Below are 1,133 nucleotides of genomic sequence, written 5' to 3'. Positions count from 1 at the left end.
GCATAATTCACCTGTAGTGATTTGTCCGGAGGTTAACTTACTTCGAGTAAAGCTCAACGATCAATTGTTCGTTGATCTCTGAAGACAAGTCGCTACGATCTGGCACGCTCTTAAAAACGCCTTCCATCTTAGTGGCGTTAACGTCGATCCACGCGCAGTCACCGCGCTGTGCGGCCAGAGTAATCGCAGACTGAATCCGCAATTGCGCCTTAGCTTTCTCGCGAACACTGACTACATCACCAGCTTGAACTTGGTAAGACGGAACGTTGACCGTTTTACCATTAACCAGCACTGACTTATGCGATACCAACTGACGAGATTCGGCACGAGTAGAACCAAAACCAATACGGTATACCACGTTGTCTAAGCGGCTTTCTAAAAGTTGCAGTAGGTTCTCACCCGTTGCACCTTTACGACGAGCGGCTTTTGCATAATAAGCGCGGAATTGCTTTTCAAGAACGCCGTACATACGACGCACTTTTTGCTTTTCACGCAACTGAACACCGTAGTCAGATAGACGACCACGACGTGCACCGTGCATACCGGGTGCAGTTTCTGCTTTACACTTTGAATCCAGCGGACGTACGCCACTCTTCAGGAACAGGTCGGTGCCTTCCCGTCTGGATAATTTACAGCTTGGGCCCAAATATCTAGCCATTTTCTGTATTCCTCAACTGTTAATTAAACGCGACGTTTCTTGGGAGGACGGCAACCATTATGCGGAATAGGCGTCACGTCGGTGATGTTAGTAATCTTGTAGCCGCAATTGTTCAGCGCGCGAACCGCAGATTCGCGACCTGGGCCTGGGCCTTTAACTTGCACATCAAGATTTTTTAAGCCGTAATCTTTCGCGGCGTTACCAGCACGCTCTGCAGCGACCTGGGCAGCGAAAGGGGTACTTTTACGAGAGCCGCGGAAACCACTGCCACCGGCCGTAGCCCAGCTCAATGCATTACCCTGACGATCAGTAATAGTAACAATCGTATTGTTAAATGACGCATGTATATGCGCGACACCATCCACGACGGTCTTTTTGACCTTTTTCCGTGGAGCTTGTTGCTTGCCTGGTTTGGCCATGTTCTATTTCCATCTCTAATATCAACACTACACAAGTGGTGTAGCTACACTAAAGG

At 48.9% G+C, this 1,133-nt stretch carries 2 protein-coding genes; both read right to left on the bottom strand.

The window, feature by feature from the left end; translation table 11 throughout:
- Positions 1-37: 37 nt before the first annotated feature.
- Positions 38-658 carry a 30S ribosomal protein S4 gene (gene rpsD, locus ABYP33_RS19500; protein WP_373084752.1) on the bottom strand — a complete coding sequence of 207 codons (621 nt, stop codon included), beginning with the start codon at positions 656-658 and terminating at the stop codon, positions 38-40.
- Between the two features lie 23 nt (positions 659-681).
- On the bottom strand, positions 682-1,077 hold the full coding sequence (rpsK, locus tag ABYP33_RS19495; RefSeq protein ID WP_008248301.1) for a 30S ribosomal protein S11: 396 nt from the start codon (positions 1,075-1,077) through the stop codon (positions 682-684).
- Positions 1,078-1,133 lie beyond the last annotated feature (56 nt).

This window comes from Zhongshania sp. (assembly GCF_041584495.1).
Lineage (GTDB): Bacteria > Pseudomonadota > Gammaproteobacteria > Pseudomonadales > Spongiibacteraceae > Spongiibacter.
This window is presented reverse-complemented; position numbering and strand designations above follow the sequence as displayed.